This window comes from Nonomuraea phyllanthi (assembly GCF_006334985.2).
GTDB lineage: Bacteria > Actinomycetota > Actinomycetes > Streptosporangiales > Streptosporangiaceae > Nonomuraea > Nonomuraea phyllanthi.
On the sequence record NZ_VDLX02000018.1, the window covers coordinates 185777 to 205701 of the forward strand.

Genomic DNA, 19925 nt, shown 5'->3' on the forward strand with positions numbered 1-19925 from the left:
AGACGGGGTCAGAACGCGTCGCGGAGCTCCCGCTTGAGCACCTTGCCCGAGGCGTTCTTCGGCAGGGCGGACACGAACGCCACCCGCTTGGGCGTCTTGAAGGCCGCCAGCCGCTCCCGCAGGAACGCGATCAGCTCGCCCTCGGTCAGCTTCGCCCCTTCACGCAGGACCACGGCGGCCGTCACCGCCTCGATCCACCGCTCGTCGGGCACCCCGAAGACGGCCGCCTCCGCGACCGCGGGGTGCTCGTAGACGGCCTCCTCCACCTCGCGGCTGGCCACGTTCTCGCCGCCCGACTTGATCATGTCCTTCTTCCTGTCCACCACGGACAGGTAGCCGTCGGCGTCCATGACGCCGAGGTCGCCGCTGTGGAACCAGCCGCCCCTGAACGCCTCCGCGGTCTTGGCGGGGTCGTTCCAGTAGCCGAGCATGGCGTGCGGGCTGCGGTGGACGATCTCCCCGACCACGCCGGGCGGCACGGGGCGGTCCTCGTCGTCGACGATCCTGGTCTCGACGTTGAGCGCGGCCCGGCCGGCCGAGCCGAGCCGGGTGAGCTGCTCGTCCGGGCCGAGGATGGTGGCGACCGGGGCCATCTCGGTCTGGCCGTAGAAGTTGAACAGCCGCACGTCGGGCAGCCGTACGGACAGCTCCTTCAGCACCTCCACCGGCATGATCGAGGCGCCGTAGTAGCCCTTGCGCAGGGACGACAGGTCGCGGCGGTCGAAGTCGGGGTGGCGCAGCAGGCCGATCCAGACGGTGGGCGGGCAGAACAGCTTGGTGACGCGCTCGCCCTCGATCGTGGCCAGGATCGCGGCGGGGGTGGGCGCGGGCAGGATGATGTTGGTGGCGCCGAGGTAGATGCCGGGCGTCAGGAAGCAGTGGAGCTGGGCGCAGTGATAGAGGGGCAGGGCGTGCGCCTCGACGTCGTGGTGGCTCATCTCGCCGTCGACCACGCAGGTCACGTACTGGGCGATCAGGCCGCGGCTCGACAGCATGGCGCCCTTGGGGCGTGACTCGGTGCCGCTGGTGTACATGAGCTGGATCGGGTCGTCGTCGGCGATGTCCACCTCCGGCTCCGACGCGTCGCCGGACGCCGTCCAGTCCTCGAACGACTCCCAGCCGTCCGCGGAGCCGATCACGCCCCGCACCCTGACCTGGGGGCTCACGGCGGCCTCGGCCACCGGCAGCAGCGCCTCCTCCACGAGCATCCCGGTCGCGCCGGAATGCTCCAGGATGTACGCCACCTCGCCGGGTCCCAGCATGAAGTTGATCGGTACGGAGATCGCGCCGAGCCGCGCCAGCGCGAAGTACGCCACCACGAACGCGTGGTTGTTGTGGCTGAGGACGGCGAACCGGTCGCCCTTGCCGACGCCGCGCGCGGCCAGCGCGTTGGCGGTGCGGTTCACGGCGAGGTCGAGGTCGGCGTAGCTCTGCCGCAGCCCGCCGTAGACGACGGCGGTCTTGGCGGGATGGCGGGCGGCGGTGCGGCGAAGAAGATCACCGAGGGCGTGCCGGCGAGTCGTCATGCGGGATTTCCCTTGCGATCGCAGAACGATTTGGGCGATCGTACCCCGATAAACCGCTCAATCCAGAGGATCACTCACAATTCGGTCGTAGTAGTCGATCAGACGGGCCATCAGCGCGCCGTCCTGAGGCAGCGCCACGTCGCCGACCCGGCCGACCGGCCACACGCCCCAGGAGTTGCAGAGGAAGACCTGGTCGAAGCCCGCCAGGTCGGCGGGGCGCAGCGGCCGGCGCTCCTGCGGGACGTCCATCCGCTCCAGCAGCCGCATCGTGGTGCCATGGAGCATCGGCGCGTCCGGCCAGACCAGCCGGCCGCCGGCGAAGCCCCCCAGGTTGGTGATCGCGCCCTCGCTGATCAGGCCGTCGCCGGTGGTGAGCAGCGCCTCGTCGAAGCCCTCCCGCTGGACCTGCCGCCTGACGTGGACCTGCATCATGCCGGACGCCTGCTTGATGTGCGGCAGGAAGCGCTGGTAGGCGACCGGCTTGACGCTCTGCGGCCGGGCGGGCGCCTCGCAGGGCGGGACGCAGACCGCGACCACGCGGGGCCGGCCGTCCTCCACGACGTAGACGCGCACGGTCGCGTCGCGCACGTCGTCGCCGAGCGCGGCCCGGATGGAGGCGAGCACCGCCGCGCGGTCGAGCGGCACGCCGAACAGCTCCGCGTTGGCCGCCTCGAGGCGCTCGACGTGCAGGTCCAGCCCGCGCACCCGGCGATCCCTGACCTGCATGGACGTGAAATGGCCGTAGCGCGCCCCGAACAGCAGGCGCGCGTCGGCGTCGACCAGTCTGCCCTCGAGGGCCGCGCGTTCCGTCACGCGATCTACTCTACGTATAGGGTCAACGACCAGCGGACCGGCCGGTTGGTGTGCTCCCCCCACATCCCGAGCCGCCCGTTGATCGTCACCCGCTTCCCCTTGGGGACCAGGAACTCGACCGGTGCCATGGGATACCGGCCGCTGCCCCGGTCGGGGCAGGTCGCCGCCAGGGTCTTCTCCTCGCCGCCGACCAGGTACCTGAACCACATCCGGCCGGCCAGATCGCCCCTGCAGACCTGGTTGACCGCCACCTTCCCCGTCCGGCTCTCGGCCTCGAACGTGAAGGAGGAGTCGCGCGGCCACACGCCCGTCGCCGAACCGGCCGGCGTCATGTCGCGATACCGCACGGGGGCGTCGTCACCGATGGGGGCGGGTTCGACCGGCTGGGCGGGCGGCGTCCACTCGTAGACCGCGAGGTCCAGATCCGGCCGTTCGGCGGCGGTGGGCCGGCACGGCCCGTCCCGTTCGACCACGTCACAGCCGGGTTCGTAGGTCAGCGTGACGGTGACCTCGGTGACGTCGGGGGGGACGGTCACGGGGCGCAGGCTCATGCCGTCCGAGCAGGACCAGAAGGCCGGGCCGTCGGTGCGGTTACCGTTGACGGTGACGTCCGGGACGGGGCCGACCGGTCCGCCGCCCGCGCACTCCACCGCCACGTCCAGCGGCCTGCCGGAGACCGGCACCGTGAACGACGCCTTGCCCTCGCCCTTCGCCCGGAGGACGCCGGAGGCCAGGCGGCGGTACTCGGTGCCGTCGTGCGCCGTGAACCGCTCGGGCAGCTCGGCCGCCGCCCCGGCGATGGCAGTCGTCTCGCGCTGCCGCTGCTCCGTCACGCCGGGGACCACCGACGCGCCGAGCACCAGCGCCGCCACCGTGGCCCCGGCCGCGGCGCGCCGGCGCACCCGGGTCCGCCGGATGCGGGCGCGGACGTGCTCGTGCCGGTACGGGTTGGCGGGCGACGCGGCCTCGGCCCGCTCCCGCAGGACGTCACGCAGGTCTTGCGCGGTCATCGGTGCAGCTCCTTCACGATCGACTCGTCCACGCGCAGCTTGGCCAGCGCCTTGGCGGTCTGGCTCTTGACCGTGCCCTCCTGGCAGCGGAGGATCCCGGCCACCTCGGCCACCGGCAGGTCCTCGTAGAAGCGCAGCACGATCACCGCCCGCTGCCTGGCGGGCAGCCGGCCCACCGCCTGCCACAGCTCCTCGCGCCGGCCCGCCTCGTCCCGCGCCGGCTCGTCGGGCAGGGCGCCGACGGGCAGCTCCGAGCGCCACCTGCGGCGCCACCACGAGGTGTACGTGGTCACGAGGACCCGGCGCACGTACGCCTCGGGCTCGTCGATGCCCGGCCACGCGAACCACGCCTTGGCCAGCGACTCCTGCAGCAGGTCCTCCGCCACCGCCCAGTCGTGGGTCAGCAGGTACGCGGTCCGTAACAGCCGGTCCGACCTGGCCACCACGAAATCATCGAATATCGCCCTGTCCGCCACCTGGCGCGCCTCCCGTCAAAGCCTGACGACGGTACTGACGCATCGATCGCGACCCGGGGTTGCCCGCCCGCCCGAAACCGCCCGGACCGCCCGCCCGGAACCGGCCGCCAGGGATCAGGGCGCGGCGGCGCGCGTCACCGTGAACGGAGCCAGCTCGCCCAGCCCGCGCACCGACAGCCGCTCGACGGCCCGCAGCCGGAAGGCCCGGTCGCCCTCCAGCTCCTCCGCCAGCTGCGGATCGGCCAGGATCGTCCCGGGCAGTGACAGCGCCGTGAGCCTGCTGGCGAGGTTGACCGTGGTGCCGAACACGTCCCCCATCCGCCAGATCACCGGCCCGGCCGCCAGGCCCACCCGCAGCTCGGGCATGTCCTTGACCCGCGCGTGCGTCTCCACCAGCCGCAGCGCGATCTCGGCGGCGATGTGGGACCGGTCGGCCACGAACAGCACCGAGTCGCCGAGCGTCTTGACCACCCGCCCGCCGGTCGAGGTGACGATGTCGGCCGAGCGCCCCTCGAACCTGTCGATCAGCCGGGCCAGCTCGGTGCCCGTGATCTGCCTGCTCAGCCGGGTGAACGCGACCAGGTCGGCGAAGCCGACGGCCAGGCGTACCGCCCGCATGTCCTGCTCGGCGATGCGGCCCGCGGCGGCGGCGAGCTGGCGCTGCCAGGTGTAGACGAGCAGCCTGGCCAGCTCCGGCACCACCCGCGCGGCCCGCCGCCGCCAGGCGCGGGGGCGCTCCGCCAGCGGGACGCCCGCCTGGTCGAGCGCCTCGACGCCCATCTCGGCCTGCGACTCGGCCAGCCTGGCGGTGGCGCTGCCGAGCGAGCGGGCCACCAGCAGCATGTGCTCCTCGTCGTAGATGCCCGAGCGGACCAGGCCGAGCATCGTCTCGAGAGCCTCCACGTCGGAGTCGGTGAACTCGACCGCGTCGTCGGCCACGTTCGCGAACCCGAGGGCACGCCAGTAGCGCCGCGCGCGGTAGACCGGCACTCCCGCCATCTCGGCGACCTGGTGGCTGGTGTATCGGCGCGGCTCGCGCATAAAGGCCTCAAGCAGGCCGTCCCCGTCCACGCGCTCCACGCACGCAAGATAACCGGTCCTCGGGACCGAACGCGAGTACGGTTTTCCGCCGCACGCCCCGGCCCCGCCGCCCGGTATTACCGTCCCTTTGGGGAGAGATGAAGCCGGGTTGCCCTTCCGGGTCGTGGTGGGGGCGGGTCAGTCCAGCAGGGCGCGCAGGGAGGAGCGTTCGGCGGCCGGTACGTAGCCCGCGTAGTAGTCGTACATCGCCTTCCTGGACAGCCGGGCGGCCAGCGGGCCGTCGCCGGCGCGCATCGCGGCCAGCACCTCCTCGTGGTGGCGGATGCTCTGCCGCATCAGCGCCTCCCGGTCCGGCGCGTCGGCGATCTTCTCGGCGATCAGCTTGAGCACGATCGAGCGCACCACGTCCATGCAGATCTGGATGAGCTTGTTGCCGCTCGACCGCGCCACCACGTCGTGGAAGGCCACGTCGGCCTCGCCGAACGCGTCGTGGCCCGCCTCCACGGCGGCCCGCATGCCGGCCACGGCCGACTCCATGTCGGCGAGCTGGGCGTCGGTGCGCAGCCGCGCGGCCAGCAGGATGGCCGAGGAGTCGAGCACCATCCTGAACTGCACCAGCTCGGCCAGGGACAGCTCCTCCACCCGGGCCAGCGTGGTCATCGACTTGTGCAGGGCGGCGGGCGAGAACGGCAGCACCTCCGCCCCGTTCGGGTCGCCGGGCCGCGAGCGGACCAGGCCGCGCGCCTGCAGCACGCGCAGCGCCTCGCGCACGGTCGACCGGCTGACCGAGAACTGCACCATCAGCTCCCGCTCGCTCGGCAGCCGCTGGCCGGGCGAGAGGGTGCCGCCCTCGATGGCCTCCTCGACCTGCTCGACCACCCGTTCGTAGGCGCGTACGGCACGCACCGGCTCGAAACGCGGACCATCCATGTAAGCCCCCTTGACCCGAGCCGTCGTCGACTGGCAATGTGCAGCCTACTGGTCCGACCAGTGCACTAGCCAGGAGGCTGTAAGACATGAGGCGAATCGGGATCTGGATCGCCACCGGCGGTCTCCTGCTGGCCACGGCCGCCTGCGGCGGTGGCTCCTCCTCAGGCGGCGGCGGTGACGCCGGCGCCCCCAAGAGCCAGACGTTGTCCGTCGGATTCGTGGCCGAGCCCGCGAACCTCGACTTCACCTCCACCGAGGGCGCCGCCATCCCGCAGGCGCTGCTCGTCAACGTCTACGAGGGCCTGGTCAAGCTCGACCAGGACGGCAAGATCGTGCCGCTGCTGGCCGAGAAGTGGGAGGTCTCGCCCGACCGCAAGACCTACACGTTCACGCTGCACGACAACGTGAAGTTCAGCAGCGGCGCGCCGTTCACGGCCGACGACGTGGTGTTCTCGCTCGACCGGGTGAAGGCCGACTGGAAGCTGAAGATCAAGTCCCAGCTGGACGTCGTCGACAAGGTGGAGAAGAAGGACGACACGACCGCCGTCGTCACGCTCAAGAAGCCGAGCAACGGCTTCCTCTACTCGATGGCCACCAGGCTCGGCGCGATGTTCAGCCGGACCGGCGTCTCCGACCTGGCCAACAAGCCCGTCGGCACCGGCCCGTACACCCTGGCCTCGTGGCGGCGCGGCGACTCCATCCAGCTCGCCGCGAACCCCTCCTACTGGGGCACCAAGCCGGCGCTGTCGTCGATCACGCTGAAGTACTTCAAGGACGCCACGGCGATGAACAACGCGCTGCTGACCGGCGGCATCGACGTCATCTCCAGCGTGCAGGCGCCCGAGTCGCTGCAGCAGTTCGCCGACCCCAACCGCTTCCAGACGGTCGAGGGCACCACCAACGGCGAGGTCGTCCTGTCGATGAACAACGGCCGCCCGCCGTTCAACGACAAGAAGGCCAGGCAGGCCGTCCGCTACGCGATCGACCACAAGGCGCTGCTGGAGACCGCCTGGGCCGGGCGCGGCCAGCTGATCGGCTCGATGGTGCCGCCCACCGACCCCTGGTACGAGGACCGCACCGGCGACTACCCGTACGACCCGGCCAAGGCCAAGGAGCTGCTCGGCGGCAAGACGCTCAACGTCAAGATGCGCATCCCCAACCTGCCGTACGCGGTCGCGAGCGCCCAGGTCGTCAAGTCGCAGCTGGCCCAAGTGGGCATCAACGCCGACATCGAGCCCCTGGAGTTCCCGGCCCGCTGGCTGGACCAGGTGTTCACCAAGGGCGACTACGACCTGTCCATCATCAACCACGTCGAACCCCGCGACATGGGGATATTTGCCGATAAGTCGTACTACTTCCGTTACGACAACCCGGAGTTCGGCAAGCTGCTCGCCTCCGCCGACTCGGGCACCGAGCAGGAGCAGACCGAGGACCTGAAGACGGCCGCCAAGCTGCTGTCCGACGACGCTGCGGCCGACTGGCTCTTCCTCTTCCCGAACCTCATCGTGGCCAAGAAGGGCGTCACCGGGCTGCCCAAGAACGCCATCTCCGAGTCCTTCGACTTCACCGCGCTCGCGAAGCAACAGTGACGCTGTACCTGCTCAAACGCCTGGCGGTGCTCGTGGCGAGCACCGCCGTGGCCGGCGTGGTGGTCTTCGCCTTCATGGCGCTGCTGCCCGGCGACCCGGCCGAGATCGCGCTCGGCGTCAACGCCACCCCCGAGGCGGTGGCGGCGCTGCGCGAGCAGTTCGGCACCGACCGGCCTCCGGTGGTGCAGTTCCTCGACTGGTTCGGCGGGCTCGCCCAGGGCGACTTCGGCACCTCGTACGTGACCAGCGCCCCCATCGGCCCGCAGATCAGCGACCGGCTCGGCGTCACGGCCGTACTGGTGCTCGGCGGCATGGCGGTGGCCGTGGCCATCGCCGTGCCGCTCGGCACATTCGCCGCCGTGCACCACCGCAACCCCCTGGGAGCGGCCATCAGCGCGGTCAGCCAGATCGGCATCGCGATCCCGGCGTTCCTCGCGGGCATCCTGCTGGTGTTCGTGTTCGCGGTGAAGGCGCAGGCGCTGCCGTCCGGCGGCTACGTGCCGATCGCCGACAGCCCGGGGGAGTGGCTGCGCAGCCTGCTGCTGCCGTGGCTGTCGCTCGGGCTCGTGCAGGGCGCCGTGCTCACCCGGTACGTCCGCAGCGCCGTGCTCGACGTGATGCGCGAGGACTACCTGCGCACCGCCCGCGCCAAGGGACGGGGCAGCACCGGCGCCCTGTGGCGGCACGGCCTGCGCAACGCCTCCATCCCCGTCGTCACCGTGCTCGGCCTGCAACTGGCCACGCTGCTGATCGGCGCGGTCGTGGTCGAGCGGGTCTTCGTCATCCCCGGGCTCGGCGACCTGCTGCTCAACGGCGTCGCCGGGCGCGACCTGCTGCTCGTCCAAGGTGTGGTGATGGTGCTGGTGGCGGCCGTCCTGCTGATCAACTTCGTGGTGGACGTGGCCTACCACCTGCTCGACCCGAGGCTGCGATGAGGGGGCGGATCAACGCCGGGCTGGTGGCCGGCGGCGTGCTCGTCGGCCTCGTCGTGCTGGCGGCCGTGGTGTCGTTCTTCTGGACCCCGCACGACCCCACCCTCGTGGACGCCGCGCGCAAGCTCCGGGAGCCCGGCGGCGGCTACCTGCTGGGCGCCGACAAGTTCGGCCGCGACACCTTCAGCCAGCTCATGGTCGGCGCCAGGACCACCCTCTACGTCGGCATCGTGGCCGTCGGCATCGCCGCCGTGCTCGGCACGCCGCTCGGCATGGCCGCCGGGATGACGCCGCGCGGCTGGCTCTCCGAGCTGATCATGCGCGTCAACGACCTGGTGTTCGCCTTCCCGGCGCTGCTGCTGGCCGTCATGCTGGGAGCGGTCTACGGGGCCGGCACGCTGACCGCGATGATCGCGATCGGGGTGGCCACCGTGCCCGCGTTCGCCCGCGTGGCGCGCGCCGCCACGCTCCAGGTCATGGTCACCGACTACGTCCTCGCCGCCAGGGCCGCCGGTCGCGGGCGGGCCGCCATCGCGGTGCGGCACGTGCTGCCGAACATCGGCTCCGTGCTCATCGTGCAGGCGTCGGTGTCGTTCGCGATCGCGATCCTGGCCGAGGCGGCGCTGTCGTTCCTCGGCTTCGGCACCCGGCCGCCGACCCCCTCGTGGGGCCGGATGCTGCAGGAGTCGCAGGAGCTGCTGTTCTCGACGCCGCGCCTGGCGCTCTGGCCCGGCCTCGCGATCGCGCTGGCCGTGCTCGGCTTCAACCTCCTCGGCGACGGCCTGCGCGACTACCTCGACCCGAAGCTCAGGAGGATCCGTGCTGAAGGTTGAGGGGCTGACCGTCCGCTCCGGCGACGTCGAGCTGGTCCACGACGTGTCGTTCGACATCGCGCCCGGCGAGCGGGTCGGGCTGATCGGCGAGTCCGGCTCCGGCAAGTCGCTGACCGCGCTGTCGCTCATGGGCCTGCTCCCCGAGGGCGTCACCGCCACCGGCAGGGCCGCGCTGGACGGCCCGGACGGCGGCGGCGACGACCTGGTCGGCGTGCCGGAGAGCCGGCTGAAGCGGCTGCGCGGCCGCGACGTCTCCATGGTCTTCCAGGAGCCGATGACCGCGCTCAACCCGCTCATGCGCATCGGCGCCCAGGTCGCCGAGATCATGACCCTGCACGGCACGCCCCGCCCGCAGGCCCGGCGCAGGGCGCTCGACCTGCTCGACCGCGTACGCCTGCCCGAGCCCGCGCAGATCGCCCGCGCCTACCCGCACCAGCTCTCCGGCGGCCAGCGCCAGCGCGTCATGCTCGCCATCGCCCTGGCCAACGAGCCCCGCCTGCTCATCTGCGACGAGCCCACGACCGCGCTCGACGTCACCGTGCAGAAGCAGATGCTGGAGCTGATCGCCGAGGTCGCGCCCGCGCTGCTGTTCATCACCCACGACCTCGCCGTCGTGGCCTCCGTCTGCGAGCGAGTCCTCGTCATGTACGGGGGGCGCGTCGTCGAGAGCGGCCCCATCCGGGAGGTGTTCACCAGGCCCCGCCACCGCTACACCGAGGGCCTGCTGGCCGCCTCCAAGCTCACCCCGCGCGGCACCCGGCTGCCCACCATCAAGGGCAGCGTCCCGGCCGCCGGGCGCTTCCCCGGCGGCTGCGTGTTCCGCAACCGCTGCCCGCACGCCACTCCCACGTGCGAGGACGTACCGGCGTTGACAGGAGACGGCCATGCCCACGCATGCTGGCACCCCGCAGACTGAGGAGCCGGCCGAGGCGCTGATCGAGGCCGAGCACGTCAGCCGCGTCTACCACCGGCCCCGCACCTCGCTCACCAAGCCGGGCGCCGCCGTGCGGGCGCTCGACGACGTCTCGCTGACCGTGCGGCGCGGCGAGCGGTACGGCATCGTCGGCGAGTCCGGCTCCGGCAAGTCCACGCTGCTGCGCCTGCTCTGCGCGCTCGACCAGCCCACCAGCGGCTCCATCCGGTTCGACGGGCAGGAGATCACCGGCCGGCCGGAGCGGCGGCTGCGCTTCCTGCGCGAGAACCTCCAGATCGTCTTCCAGGACCCGATGAGCTCGCTCGACCCGCGCATGCGCGTGCGCGACCTCGTCGCCGAGCCGCTCGTCGGGCTCGGCCTGCCGGCCGGCGACCGCGTGGCCGAGCTGCTGGACGCGGTCGGTCTGCCCGCCTCGGCAGCCGACCGGTACCCGCACCAGTTCTCCGGCGGCCAGCGGCAGCGCATCGCGATCGCCCGCGCGCTCGCGCCCCGGCCGAAGGTGCTGGTCGCCGACGAGCCGGTCAGCGCGCTGGACGTGTCCGTACGCGGGCAGATACTCAACCTGCTCGCCGACCTCGTCGACGAGCTGGGGCTCACGCTCGTGTTCGTCTCGCACGACCTGTCCGTGGTGCGGCACGTGTGCGAGACGGTCGCGGTCATGAGCCGGGGCGAGATCGTGGAGAGCGGTCCCGTGGACGAGATCTGGGCCGCGCCCGCCCACCCCTACACGCGTACGTTGCTGCGGGCCGTACCTACTCTGAAGGGTTTGTTGTGATCGAGGTCGATGCCGACGGAGTGGTGGAGTTCACCCAGGCGCTGGTGCGCATTCCCAGCACCAACGACCCGGGGCGGCGCGAGCGGGCCGCCGCCGACCTGGTGGAGGCCAGGATGCGGGAGTGGGGCTGGGACCCGGTCCGCTACGAGGTGGAGCCCGACCGGCCCAACGTGGTGGCCGTGGTCGAGGGCGGCGGCGGTGACGGGCCGACGCTGATGTTCGAGGGCCACACCGACGTGGTGACCGAGGGAGACCTGTCGGCCTGGACCGTCGACCCGTTCGGCGGCGAGATCCGCGACGGCCGGCTGTGGGGGCGCGGCAGCGCCGACATGAAGTCCGGCCTGGCCGCCACCCTCTACGCCACCCGGGCCCTGCAGCTGGCTGGACCGTTCCCTGGACGGATCAAGGTGTGCGCGCTGGCCGACGAGGAAGGTCTCATGATCGGCGCGCACCACTTCGTCTCCGAGGGGCTGGCGGCCGACGTGGACGGCGCGATCGTGGCCGAGCCCGAGGCGGGCGAGATCTGCGCGGTCGCCAAGGGCGCGCTGCGGCTGCGGGTCGACCTGACCGGCAAGATGGCGCACGGCGCGATGCCCCAGCACGGCCGCAACCCGCTGCAGGCGGTCGGCACCCTGCTGGTGGGGCTGCGGGCGCTGCAGGAGGAGCTGCAGGAGCGGCACCCGGCCCACGAGCACCTGGGCGAGGTGTACGTCACGCCGACCGTGCTGCGCGCCGGGTCCGAGGAGCAGGTGAACGTGATCCCGGCGGTCGCGTCGGTGTTCGTGGACGTGCGGACCATCCCCGGCGTCGAGCACAAGACGGTCGCCGACCGGGTGGCCGCGCTCGCCGCCGGCGACGGGATCACCGCCGAGGTGTCGGTACTGGTGGACCGCCCGCCGGTGGACGTGCCCGTGTCCGACCCCGTGGTGGCCGCGCTGGCCGCCGCCCACCGCGCCGTCACCGGCGAGGAGCCCGTCTACGGTGGTGTGCCCGGCTCAACGGACGGGACCGTGCTGACCCACTGGGGTGGCATCCCCTCCGTGGTGTACGGGCCCGGCGGGAAGTGGATCGCGCACCAGGCGGACGAGTTCGTGGAGGTGGCCGAGATCGTCCGGTGCGCCCGCGTCTTCGCCGAGGCGGCCCGTCGCTTCCTCACCCGGGACCTGTGATGCGCCCCGGGGCCACCAACTCGCTGGAGGACGTGGCCGGACTCCGCGTCGGGCACGCCCAGCGGGCGGGCGGCGGCTACCTCACCGGCACCACCGTCGTCCTCGCCCCTCCCTCGGGTGCCGTGGCGGGCGTCGACGTGCGGGGCGCCGCCCCGGGGACGCGCGAGACGGAGCTGCTGGACCCGCGCAACCTGGTCTCGCGCGTGCACGCCGTGGTGCTCACCGGGGGCAGCGCGTACGGGCTGTCGGCGGCGTGCGGCGTGGTGGACCGGCTGGCGGACGCCGGCGTCGGATACCCGGTGGCGGGGGGCGTGGTGCCCATCGTCCCGGCGGCGGTCATCTTCGACCTGGGGCGCGGTGGCACGTTCCGCGCTGTCCCTGACGCGACCTTCGGCACCGCCGCCTACGACGCCGCCTACGACGCCGCCCACGACGCCGCCTACGACGCCGCCTACGACGCCGCCTACGACGCCGCCTACGACGCCGCCCACGACGCCGCCTACGACGCCGCCTACGACGCCGCCTACGACGCCGCCCACGACGCCGCCCACGACGCCGCCCACGACGCCGCCCACGACGCCGCCCACGCGGAGGCCGCCGACGGCGGGAACGACGCCATCCCGCCGTCCGTGGTCACGCACAGCGGCGCGGCCGGCGGATCGGTCGGAGCGGGCACCGGCGCCAGGGCCGGCGGCCTGGCCGGCGGGGTGGGGACGGCGAGCGCCGTGCTCCCCGGCGGCGCCACCGTGGCCGCCCTGGTCGTGGCCAACCCCGTCGGCTCCGTCCTCGACCCCCGCGACGGCACCGTCGCGGGCGCCAGGTACGGCCTCCCCGGCGAGTTCGACCACCTCCGCCCCCCGATCCCCGAGGAGCTCCACGCCTGGCACCCGGACGACGCCCCGTCGTTCAACACCACCATCGGCGTGGTGGCCACCGACCTCACCCTCACCAAGGCCCAGTGCGGCAAGCTGGCCGCGGTCGCCCACGACGGCCTGGCCAGGGCGATCAGACCGGCCCACACCATGACCGACGGCGACACCATCTTCGGCCTGGCCACGTGCGCCTGCCCGGAGCCGGGCCACGACACCCTCCAGGAGGTCCTGGCGGCGGCGGCCGACGTGTTCAGCCGCGCGGTCGCGCACGCCGTACTCGCCGCCACGACCCGCGAGGACGCACCCGCGTACCTCGACGTGTTCCCCAGCGCCCAACGGAAGCGAGCATGACCATCGACACCGCATGGCCGTCCGGCCTGCCCATCGGGGACGGATGGGTGGAGACGGCGGAGACCGACGACATCACCTTCCCCTACGACGGCTCCCTGGTGGCCAGGTCCCCCAGGGGCACGAGAGCCCTCGCGGAACAGGCCGTGAACGAGGCCCTGGCCGTGGCGCCCGCCATGGCCGCGCTGCCGTCGCACGCCCGCCGCACCGCGCTCATGCGGGCCCACGACGCCCTCGCCGCAAACCGCGAGGAGTTCGAGCGCCTGCTGGTGCTCGAGACCGGCAAGCCCCTGGTCGACTGCCGGGTGGAGGTCGCCAGAACGCTCGTCACGCTGGCCACCGCCGCCGAGGAGGTCGCCCGGCTGCACGGCGAGACCGTGCCGCTCGACCTGCTCCCCTCGGGCGAGGGGCTCGTCGGCTTCTGGACGCGCCGCCCGATCGGGGTGGTCGTCGGGATCACCGGCTTCAACTACCCGCTGCTGCTGGCCGCCCACAAGATCGCCCCGGCCGTCGCCGCCGGCTGCCCGGTGATCGTCAAGCCGGCCCCCGCGACCCCGCTCGCCACGCTCTGGCTGGTCCACCTCATCCGGTCGGCGAACGCGCTGCCGCCTTCCGCCGTGCAGCTCGTCACCGGGGACGTCGAGGTCGGCAGGACGCTGGTGGAGGACCGGCGGATCGGCGCCGTCTCGTTCACCGGCTCGGCCGCCGCCGGGCACACCATCGCCCGCTCCGCCGCCCCCACGAAGGTGCTGCTGGAGCTGGGCTCGAACGCGGCGCTCGTCGTGGCGGCCGACGCCGACCTGGAGGCCGCCGCCGACGCCGTCGTGCGCGGCGGCTACTACGCCTCCGGCCAGGCGTGCATCGCCGTCCAGCGGGTGCTCGTCGAGGAGCCCGTACGCGAGCGCTTCGTGTCCCTGCTGGCCGAGCGCGTCAAGGACGTCACGGTCGGCGACCCCCGCCTGCCGGAGACCCGCGTCGCCCCGCTCATCGACCCGGCCGCCACCGACCGCGTCCTCGAGTGGATCGCGGCCTCGGGCGGCGAGGCCGTCGTCGGCGGGCACCGCGACGGCAGGGCCATCGCCCCCACCGTGCTCACGGGCGTCGGCGACGGCGCCGCCGCGTGGGACGAGGAGATCTTCGGGCCCGTCGTGTGCGTGCGCCCGGTGCCCGACCTCGACGCCGCCTTCGCCGCCGTCAACAACTCGCGGTACGGCCTGCACGCGGCGGTCTTCACCCGCTCGCTGGCCACGGCCTTCGCCGCCATCGACCGGATCGAGGCCGGGGGAGTGGTGGTCAACGACGTGCCGGGGTTCAGGGCCGACAACATGCCGTACGGCGGGGTCAAGGACTCGGGCATCGGGCGCGAGGGGCCGCGCTTCGCCATCGAGGAGCTGACCGTGACGAGGATGGCGATCATCCGCCCGTCCTGACGGGTGACGCCCGGGGCCCGGCCGAGCGGGCCCCGGTGGCGTTCGTGCTCAGCCGGGCGGCCGGCGCTCAGTCGGGCGCCTGTCTGTGTGCTCAGTTGGGCGGGTCGAAGCGGCCGTCCACGGCGGTCCAGCCGCCGTCGACGTACAGCACCGAGCCGGTCACGAAGCTCGCCGCGTCGCCGGCCAGGTAGACCACCGCCCCGGCCATCTCCTCCGCCGTGGCCCACCGGCCGAGCGCGCTCTTGGCGGCGTACGCGGCGTACCAGTCGGGATTGTCCTTGATCTGCCGGGTCAGCGGCGTCTCGACGACGCCCGGCGCGATCGCGTTCACCCGCACCCCGTGCGGGCCGAACTCGGCCGCCGCCGTGCGCAGCAGCTGCACCAGGCCCGCCTTGGTGGCGGAGTAGACGCCCTGGCCGGGTTCGGTCACCGACGCGCGGATCGACGCGAACCCGATGATCGAGCCGCGGCCCCGCTCCACCATGCCCGCCCCGAAGGCCCGCACCACGTCGAACGAGGCCCGCAGGTTGAGTCCCACCACCCGGTCGAACTCCTCGCCGGAGTAGTCGAGCAGCCGTTTGCGCACGTTCGTGGCGGCCGTGAACACCAGTACGTCGGCCGGTTCCTCCGCGGCGGCCCTGCGTACCTCGCCCGCGTCCAGCACGTCGAGCAGCCGGGCGGTGCCGCCGCACGAGGCCGCCGTCTCCTCAGCCGAGGCCAGGTCGCGGTCGGCGCACACCACCGAAGCCCCCTGGGCGGCCAGCGCCAGCGCCGCCTCCCTGCCGATCCCGCTTCCTGCCCCGATCACCACGGCCCGCCGACCATCCAGGCGGAACAGCGCGTCATATCCCATGAAGGCACCCTAGCGACTGGTCCGACCAGTGCACCAGGTCAGGTCCTGGCCTCCCAGTCGGCACGCAGCAGCTCGTACTCGACCTCGCCCTCCTCGGTGCCCGGCAGCGGATCCTCGAACTCCATGAAGAACGTGCGGGCGAACCGCAGCCCGCACCGCTCCATGACCCGCCGCGAGCGCGCGTTCACCGCCATCGTCTGGGCGAACACCCGCCGCGCGCCCAGCTCACGGAAGGCCTGGTCGATCAGCGCGCGCGAGCCCTCCGTCGCGTATCCCCTGCCCCAGGCGGCCCTGTGCAGCCGGTAGCCCAGCTCTGGCTCGTCCTCCGGCCCGCCCTGGGGCGCCCGCAGGTGGAACCAGCCCAGGAACGCCCCGGACGGCTTCTCCAGGGCCGCGAGGTAGCCGGACGCGATGAACGTCGGCAGCGTCTCCCCGACGATCACCTCACGCGGCGTGTGCCGGCCGCCGTTGAGGTACCGCATGACCTCGGGGTCGTTGTGCAGGGCGTAGAGGTCGTCGGCGTCGGACTCGGTGAAGCGGCGCAGGATCAGCCGCTCGGTCTCCAGATGGATGTGCACCGGCCCACGCTAGCCACCGGGTCACGGCGTGCTCGACCGGTTTTCCCCCGCCGTCATGGCGCGGACGGCGGCGACCAGCTCCGGCATCGTCCCGACGCCCGGCCCGGGGTCGGGGCCGCTGTCGTCGCTGCGGAACAGCACGGTGCGCATGCCGAGCGAGCGGGCGGGAGCCAGGTTCGCGGGGCGGTCGTCGACGAACAGCACCTCCGCCGCGGGCAGCCCCAGCGCGCCGAGCACCGCCTCGTACGGGGCCGGGTCGGGCTTGCGGGCGCCGAGGTCCGAGCTGATGAACCAGCGGCGGATGCGCCGGTCCAGGCCGAATCGGCGGCGCAGGATCGCCGACCAGGCGGCCGTGTCGTTGCTCAGGCACGCCAGCGCCAGCCCGTCGCCGGCCAGCTCGTCCAGCGCCTCGCGCGTGCCCTCGGTGAGCACGTGCTCCCGGCAGTAGTGCTCGTCGCGCGCCGCCAGCCCGACCGCCGACCAGAACCCGTCCGTGCTCAGGCTCCCCAGCGTGGCCGCCCGGTACGCCGCGCGGATCCGCTCCTCCGGCGCCGAGCACCCCTGAGCGCGCAGGTACGGGATCAGCACCCGGCCCTGAACGTTCCCGTCCCTGTACAGAACGCCCATCGCGTCGAAGACGACCGCCTTCATGCCCCTCGCCCTCAGGTTCGCGGATCGATGTGGACCTTCGGAGCGCCGCCCCATTCAGGACGGCGCCGCCCCGCCAGCACCGCGGCCGCCTCCTCCAGCGGGACGGTGGCCGCGACCAGTGGGCGGGGATCGACCCGGCCGGACGCGTACAGCTCGGTGGTCCCGGCCAGGCCGCCGGAGGCGCTGAGGACGCCGACGGCCGTCACGTCCTTGAGCACGAGCCGGCGCGTGTCGGCCCGGCTGGGATCCGCCGACAGGCCGATGAACACGACGCGGCGGCCCGGCTCGACGGCCTCGACGGCGAGCGCGGGCGAGCCGGGGCCGGTCGAGGCGTCGATCACCGCGTCGAACAGCCCCCCGAACGGCGGCAGGACGGGCGGCCCGCCGGGAGGTCCGACACGCGGCCCGTCCGGTGGCCCATCGGGTGGTCCGTCGGGTGGCACGCCGGGCGCGGTCCACGTGCGGGAGAAGCCGAGGGAGCGGGCGAAGGCCAGGGAGCCCTCCGTGAGGCCGAGCAGGTGCACCTCCACCCCCTGCGCCTCGGCGACGAGGGCCGCGAGCAGCCCGATCGTGCCCGGCCCGATGACCAGCAGGCGCTCCCCGGGCGACAGGGCGGCGGCCCGTACCGCTCTGAGCGCGTTCCCGCCCGGCTCCACCAGCGCGCCGAGCCTGGCGTCCACCGAGGCGGGCAGCGGCTGGAGCGCGCGGACGGGCACCGGGAGGCGCTCCGCCAGCGCGCCGGGCCAGCCGCGCCGCACGCCGATCTCGTACCGGTCGGCGCACAGGTGCTGCCGTCCCGCGCCGCACCGGGCGCACCGGCCGCAGCCCAGCATCGTGTCGCCCGTGACGCGGCGGCCCAGCCAGGCGGGGTCCACGCCGTCGCCGACCTCCCGCACGGTGCCGGCCCATTCGTGCCCGATCCGTACGGGATAGCGGGCCTCGCCCGTGTGCAGGTACGACATCGCGCCCGAGTAGAACTCCATGTCCGTGCCGCACACCCCGGCCCGCTCGACCTCCACCACCACCTCGCCCGCACCCGGCTCGGGCGGCTCCACCTCCTGGACCTCCGCACGTCCTGGACCGGTGATGACGAAGGCGCGCATGGCGGCAGACGTTAACAGCGCCACCAGGGCCGCGTCGACCGGCCGCGCCCCAGAGATGGGGCCGGAGATGGGGCCAGAGATGGGGCCAGAGATGGGGAAGGCATGCCTTTGCGGGGCGGCTCCCCTGGTACAAGGTGGGAAGGAACCTCAACGTTGCCGCTGATCAGCTGAGAGGAACCCATCATGCACGCGAACGTCGGTGACTTCCTGGTCGTCCACGGACACGTCGTCGGGCAACGGGACAGGAAGGGCCAGATCATCGAGATCCGGGGGGAGAACGGCACGCCGCCGTTCGTGGTCCGGTACGACGACGGGCACGAGCAGATCGTCTTCCCCGGCCCCGACGCGGTCGTCCAGCCGGCCGGGTCCCGGTAGCCGAGGGGCGGTGGTCCAGCCGGCGCGGTCCCGGCAGCCGGGGGCGGTGGTCCCCCCGGCCGGGTTCCGGCAGCCGGGGGGCGGTCGTCACGCGGGGGCGCGCAGGCCTTCGTCCTGGTCGTTCTCGGGGAGGCGGGCGCGCAGGGCGGCGGTGAACCAGCCGAGGGCCGGGGCCAGGCTCTCGGGGGCTGGCCAGCCGTTGACCACCGCCAGCAACTCGAGGTAGCGCTCCCTGCGCGGGTCGTCCGCGCTCTCCAGCCGGGCCAGCAACCGGCGGCGGAGTGCGGGGGAGTCGGTCCGGCCGCGGTCGCGCGCGTACCGGGCCGCCACCGCCGCCACCACCGGCTCGGCCTCGGGCGCGCCGGGCTCGACCCCGGCCGCGAGAGCGTCCCTGGCGTGGTCACGGGCCAGGGCGGCGGGACCGGGCCGCGGCACGCCGGGCCGGTCGGGGACGTGGTGGCGGATCGTCCGGTGGAGGGCGGCGCGGAAGTCCGCGTCCTGGGCGAGCTCCGCCAGCTCCACCCACGCCTCCACCTGCGCGGGCGACGGGTCGTCCGGCAGTTCGGGCGTCATCGAGCCCATGACCCCGGCGACTCCCGGGAGGGCGCGCAGGTCGCCGAAGGCGGCGTCCAGGAAGTCGGCGACGAGGCGGCGGCGCTCGTCCTCGGAGAGCCGGGCCAGTCTGTGCATGAGATCCATCTCCTCGGGGCTGGAGCCCCGCCTGGCCACCGCCGTGAGCACCGCGCGCCGCAGGCGGAGCGTGCGGATGCGTACGGCCAGCGCCTCGGCGTGCGCGGCGGCGACCTCGGGCAGCGAGACCTCGCGCGCCACGACCCGGCGGATCGTGGGCAGGTCGAGCCCCAGGTCGCGCAGCGTGCGCACGAGCCGCAGGCGTGCGACGGCGTCGGCGTCGTAGCGGCGGTGCCCGGCGGGACTGCGGTCGGCGGGCGGCACGATTCCCTGATCGGAGTAGAACCGGATGGTCTTGACGGTCAGCCCGGTCCGCCGGGCCAGCTCGCCGATCGAGTAGTGCGCCATGCCCCCACCTTTCTGCCTCCCCTTGGTGGAGATTCAACCGGGTTGACGGTGATTCGTACCGCTTCTTAAACTCATCTTGTAGTGAATTAAGGAGCGAACCATGCACAAGACTCCTGCGGCCGTCGTCAGCTCCGCCTTCTTCCTCGTCGGTCCCGGCACCGTCGCCGTCCTGGTCCCGTACGTGATCAGCGGGTGGCGCGTGCGGGACCCGCTCCCCGACCCGGTCATGCTCCCGCTCAGGGCGCTCGGCGCGGTCCTGGCGCTCGCCGGGCTGATCGTGCTGCTCAACGCGTTCGTCCGGTTCGTCGTGGAGGGGTTCGGGACGCCCATCCCGGTCGCGCCGCCCGACAGGCTGGTGGTCGGCGGCCTCTACCGGTACGTGCGCAACCCCATGTACGTGGCGATCTTCAGCGCCGTCATCGGCCAGGCCCTGATCTTCGGCGATCCGTGGCTGCTCCTCTACGCCGCCGTGATGGCCGTGCCCGTCTACTCGTTCGTCCACTGGTACGAGGAGCCGCACCTGCGCAGGCGGTTCGGCGCCGACTACGAGCGGTACCTGGCGCGCGTCCCCGGCTGGTGGCCGACGGTGCATCCGTACCGTTCGTGAAAATTGGGGTCCCATGTTCGGACAAGTTTGACTACCAGTGAG

The 19925-nt window shown here is 73.1% G+C and carries 21 protein-coding genes; 10 read left to right on the forward strand and 11 right to left on the reverse strand.

Features of this window, described 5'->3' with window-relative positions; all coding sequences use genetic code 11:
• Positions 1-8: 8 nt before the first annotated feature.
• From FH608_RS38290 to FH608_RS38310, 6 genes are all read right to left on the reverse strand, one after another.
• The gene (locus FH608_RS38290) at positions 9-1526 is read right to left on the reverse strand and encodes an acyl-CoA synthetase (RefSeq protein ID WP_139635278.1); all 1518 of its coding nucleotides are present in this window, start codon (positions 1524-1526) and stop codon (positions 9-11) included.
• Between the two features lie 57 nt (positions 1527-1583).
• Positions 1584-2339 (reverse strand): aminotransferase class IV, encoded by a 756-nt coding sequence (locus tag FH608_RS38295; protein ID WP_193318855.1) that lies wholly within the window; start codon positions 2337-2339, stop codon positions 1584-1586.
• 5 nt (positions 2340-2344) lie between these two features.
• A complete protein-coding gene (locus FH608_RS51885; RefSeq protein ID WP_193318856.1) occupies positions 2345-3349 on the reverse strand; it encodes a hypothetical protein in 1005 nt (334 codons plus the stop codon).
• Positions 3346-3825, reverse strand: coding sequence for a SigE family RNA polymerase sigma factor (locus tag FH608_RS38300; protein WP_139635280.1), 480 nt, complete (start codon positions 3823-3825; stop codon positions 3346-3348). The genes FH608_RS51885 and FH608_RS38300 overlap by 4 nt, the downstream gene beginning before the upstream one ends.
• A gap of 114 nt (positions 3826-3939) precedes the next feature.
• Positions 3940-4905: an adenylate/guanylate cyclase domain-containing protein gene (locus FH608_RS38305; RefSeq protein WP_139635281.1), complete on the reverse strand. Its 966-nt coding sequence runs from the start codon at positions 4903-4905 to the stop codon at positions 3940-3942.
• 138 nt (positions 4906-5043) lie between these two features.
• Positions 5044-5796: a FadR/GntR family transcriptional regulator gene (locus FH608_RS38310; protein WP_139635282.1), complete on the reverse strand. Its 753-nt coding sequence runs from the start codon at positions 5794-5796 to the stop codon at positions 5044-5046.
• An 86-nt stretch (positions 5797-5882) separates the two neighbouring features.
• Between FH608_RS38310 and FH608_RS38315 the strand changes: the two genes are divergently transcribed.
• From FH608_RS38315 to FH608_RS38350, 8 genes are read left to right on the forward strand one after another with little or no spacing between them, the layout of a single operon-like run.
• Entirely contained in the window at positions 5883-7385 is a 1503-nt protein-coding gene (locus tag FH608_RS38315) for an ABC transporter substrate-binding protein (protein WP_139635283.1), read from the forward strand.
• Positions 7382-8320 (forward strand): ABC transporter permease, encoded by a 939-nt coding sequence (locus tag FH608_RS38320; RefSeq protein WP_139635284.1) that lies wholly within the window; start codon positions 7382-7384, stop codon positions 8318-8320. Before FH608_RS38315 ends, FH608_RS38320 begins: the two co-directional genes overlap by 4 nt.
• Positions 8317-9150 (forward strand): ABC transporter permease, encoded by an 834-nt coding sequence (locus FH608_RS38325; RefSeq protein ID WP_139635285.1) that lies wholly within the window; start codon positions 8317-8319, stop codon positions 9148-9150. The genes FH608_RS38320 and FH608_RS38325 overlap by 4 nt, the downstream gene beginning before the upstream one ends.
• Positions 9137-10066 carry an ABC transporter ATP-binding protein gene (locus FH608_RS38330; protein ID WP_139635286.1) on the forward strand — a complete coding sequence of 310 codons (930 nt, stop codon included), beginning with the start codon at positions 9137-9139 and terminating at the stop codon, positions 10064-10066. The genes FH608_RS38325 and FH608_RS38330 overlap by 14 nt, the downstream gene beginning before the upstream one ends.
• Entirely contained in the window at positions 10035-10859 is an 825-nt protein-coding gene (locus tag FH608_RS38335; protein WP_139635287.1) for an ATP-binding cassette domain-containing protein, read from the forward strand. Before FH608_RS38330 ends, FH608_RS38335 begins: the two co-directional genes overlap by 32 nt.
• Positions 10856-12028 (forward strand): M20 family metallopeptidase, encoded by a 1173-nt coding sequence (locus tag FH608_RS38340; RefSeq protein WP_139635288.1) that lies wholly within the window; start codon positions 10856-10858, stop codon positions 12026-12028. Before FH608_RS38335 ends, FH608_RS38340 begins: the two co-directional genes overlap by 4 nt.
• On the forward strand, positions 12028-13251 hold the full coding sequence (locus tag FH608_RS38345; protein WP_139635289.1) for a P1 family peptidase: 1224 nt from the start codon (positions 12028-12030) through the stop codon (positions 13249-13251). The genes FH608_RS38340 and FH608_RS38345 overlap by 1 nt, the downstream gene beginning before the upstream one ends.
• On the forward strand, positions 13248-14678 hold the full coding sequence (locus FH608_RS38350; RefSeq protein ID WP_139635290.1) for an aldehyde dehydrogenase family protein: 1431 nt from the start codon (positions 13248-13250) through the stop codon (positions 14676-14678). The genes FH608_RS38345 and FH608_RS38350 overlap by 4 nt, the downstream gene beginning before the upstream one ends.
• Before the next feature lie 91 nt (positions 14679-14769).
• Here FH608_RS38350 and FH608_RS38355 read toward each other — a convergent pair whose 3' ends face one another.
• From FH608_RS38355 to FH608_RS38370, 4 genes are read right to left on the reverse strand one after another with little or no spacing between them, the layout of a single operon-like run.
• A complete protein-coding gene (locus FH608_RS38355) occupies positions 14770-15531 on the reverse strand; it encodes an SDR family NAD(P)-dependent oxidoreductase (protein WP_139635291.1) in 762 nt (253 codons plus the stop codon).
• A 38-nt stretch (positions 15532-15569) separates the two neighbouring features.
• Positions 15570-16109 carry a GNAT family N-acetyltransferase gene (locus tag FH608_RS38360; RefSeq protein ID WP_139635292.1) on the reverse strand — a complete coding sequence of 180 codons (540 nt, stop codon included), beginning with the start codon at positions 16107-16109 and terminating at the stop codon, positions 15570-15572.
• A 21-nt stretch (positions 16110-16130) separates the two neighbouring features.
• Positions 16131-16760, reverse strand: a complete 630-nt coding sequence (locus FH608_RS38365) for an HAD family hydrolase (protein WP_193318857.1) — start codon at positions 16758-16760, stop codon at positions 16131-16133.
• A gap of 11 nt (positions 16761-16771) precedes the next feature.
• Complete coding sequence (locus FH608_RS38370; protein WP_139635294.1) at positions 16772-17863, reverse strand: zinc-dependent alcohol dehydrogenase; 1092 nt, start codon at positions 17861-17863, stop codon at positions 16772-16774.
• Positions 17864-18046: 183 nt separating this feature from the next.
• Here FH608_RS38370 and FH608_RS38375 point away from each other — a divergent pair, with 183 nt between their 5' ends.
• Complete coding sequence (locus tag FH608_RS38375; RefSeq protein ID WP_139635295.1) at positions 18047-18238, forward strand: DUF1918 domain-containing protein; 192 nt, start codon at positions 18047-18049, stop codon at positions 18236-18238.
• An 87-nt stretch (positions 18239-18325) separates the two neighbouring features.
• Here FH608_RS38375 and FH608_RS38380 read toward each other — a convergent pair whose 3' ends face one another.
• The gene (locus tag FH608_RS38380) at positions 18326-19276 is read right to left on the reverse strand and encodes a MerR family transcriptional regulator (protein ID WP_139635296.1); all 951 of its coding nucleotides are present in this window, start codon (positions 19274-19276) and stop codon (positions 18326-18328) included.
• A 100-nt stretch (positions 19277-19376) separates the two neighbouring features.
• On the opposite strand from FH608_RS38380, the gene FH608_RS38385 reads away from it, so the two are divergent.
• On the forward strand, positions 19377-19883 hold the full coding sequence (locus FH608_RS38385; RefSeq protein WP_139635297.1) for a methyltransferase family protein: 507 nt from the start codon (positions 19377-19379) through the stop codon (positions 19881-19883).
• The last annotated feature ends 42 nt before the right edge of the window (positions 19884-19925 follow it).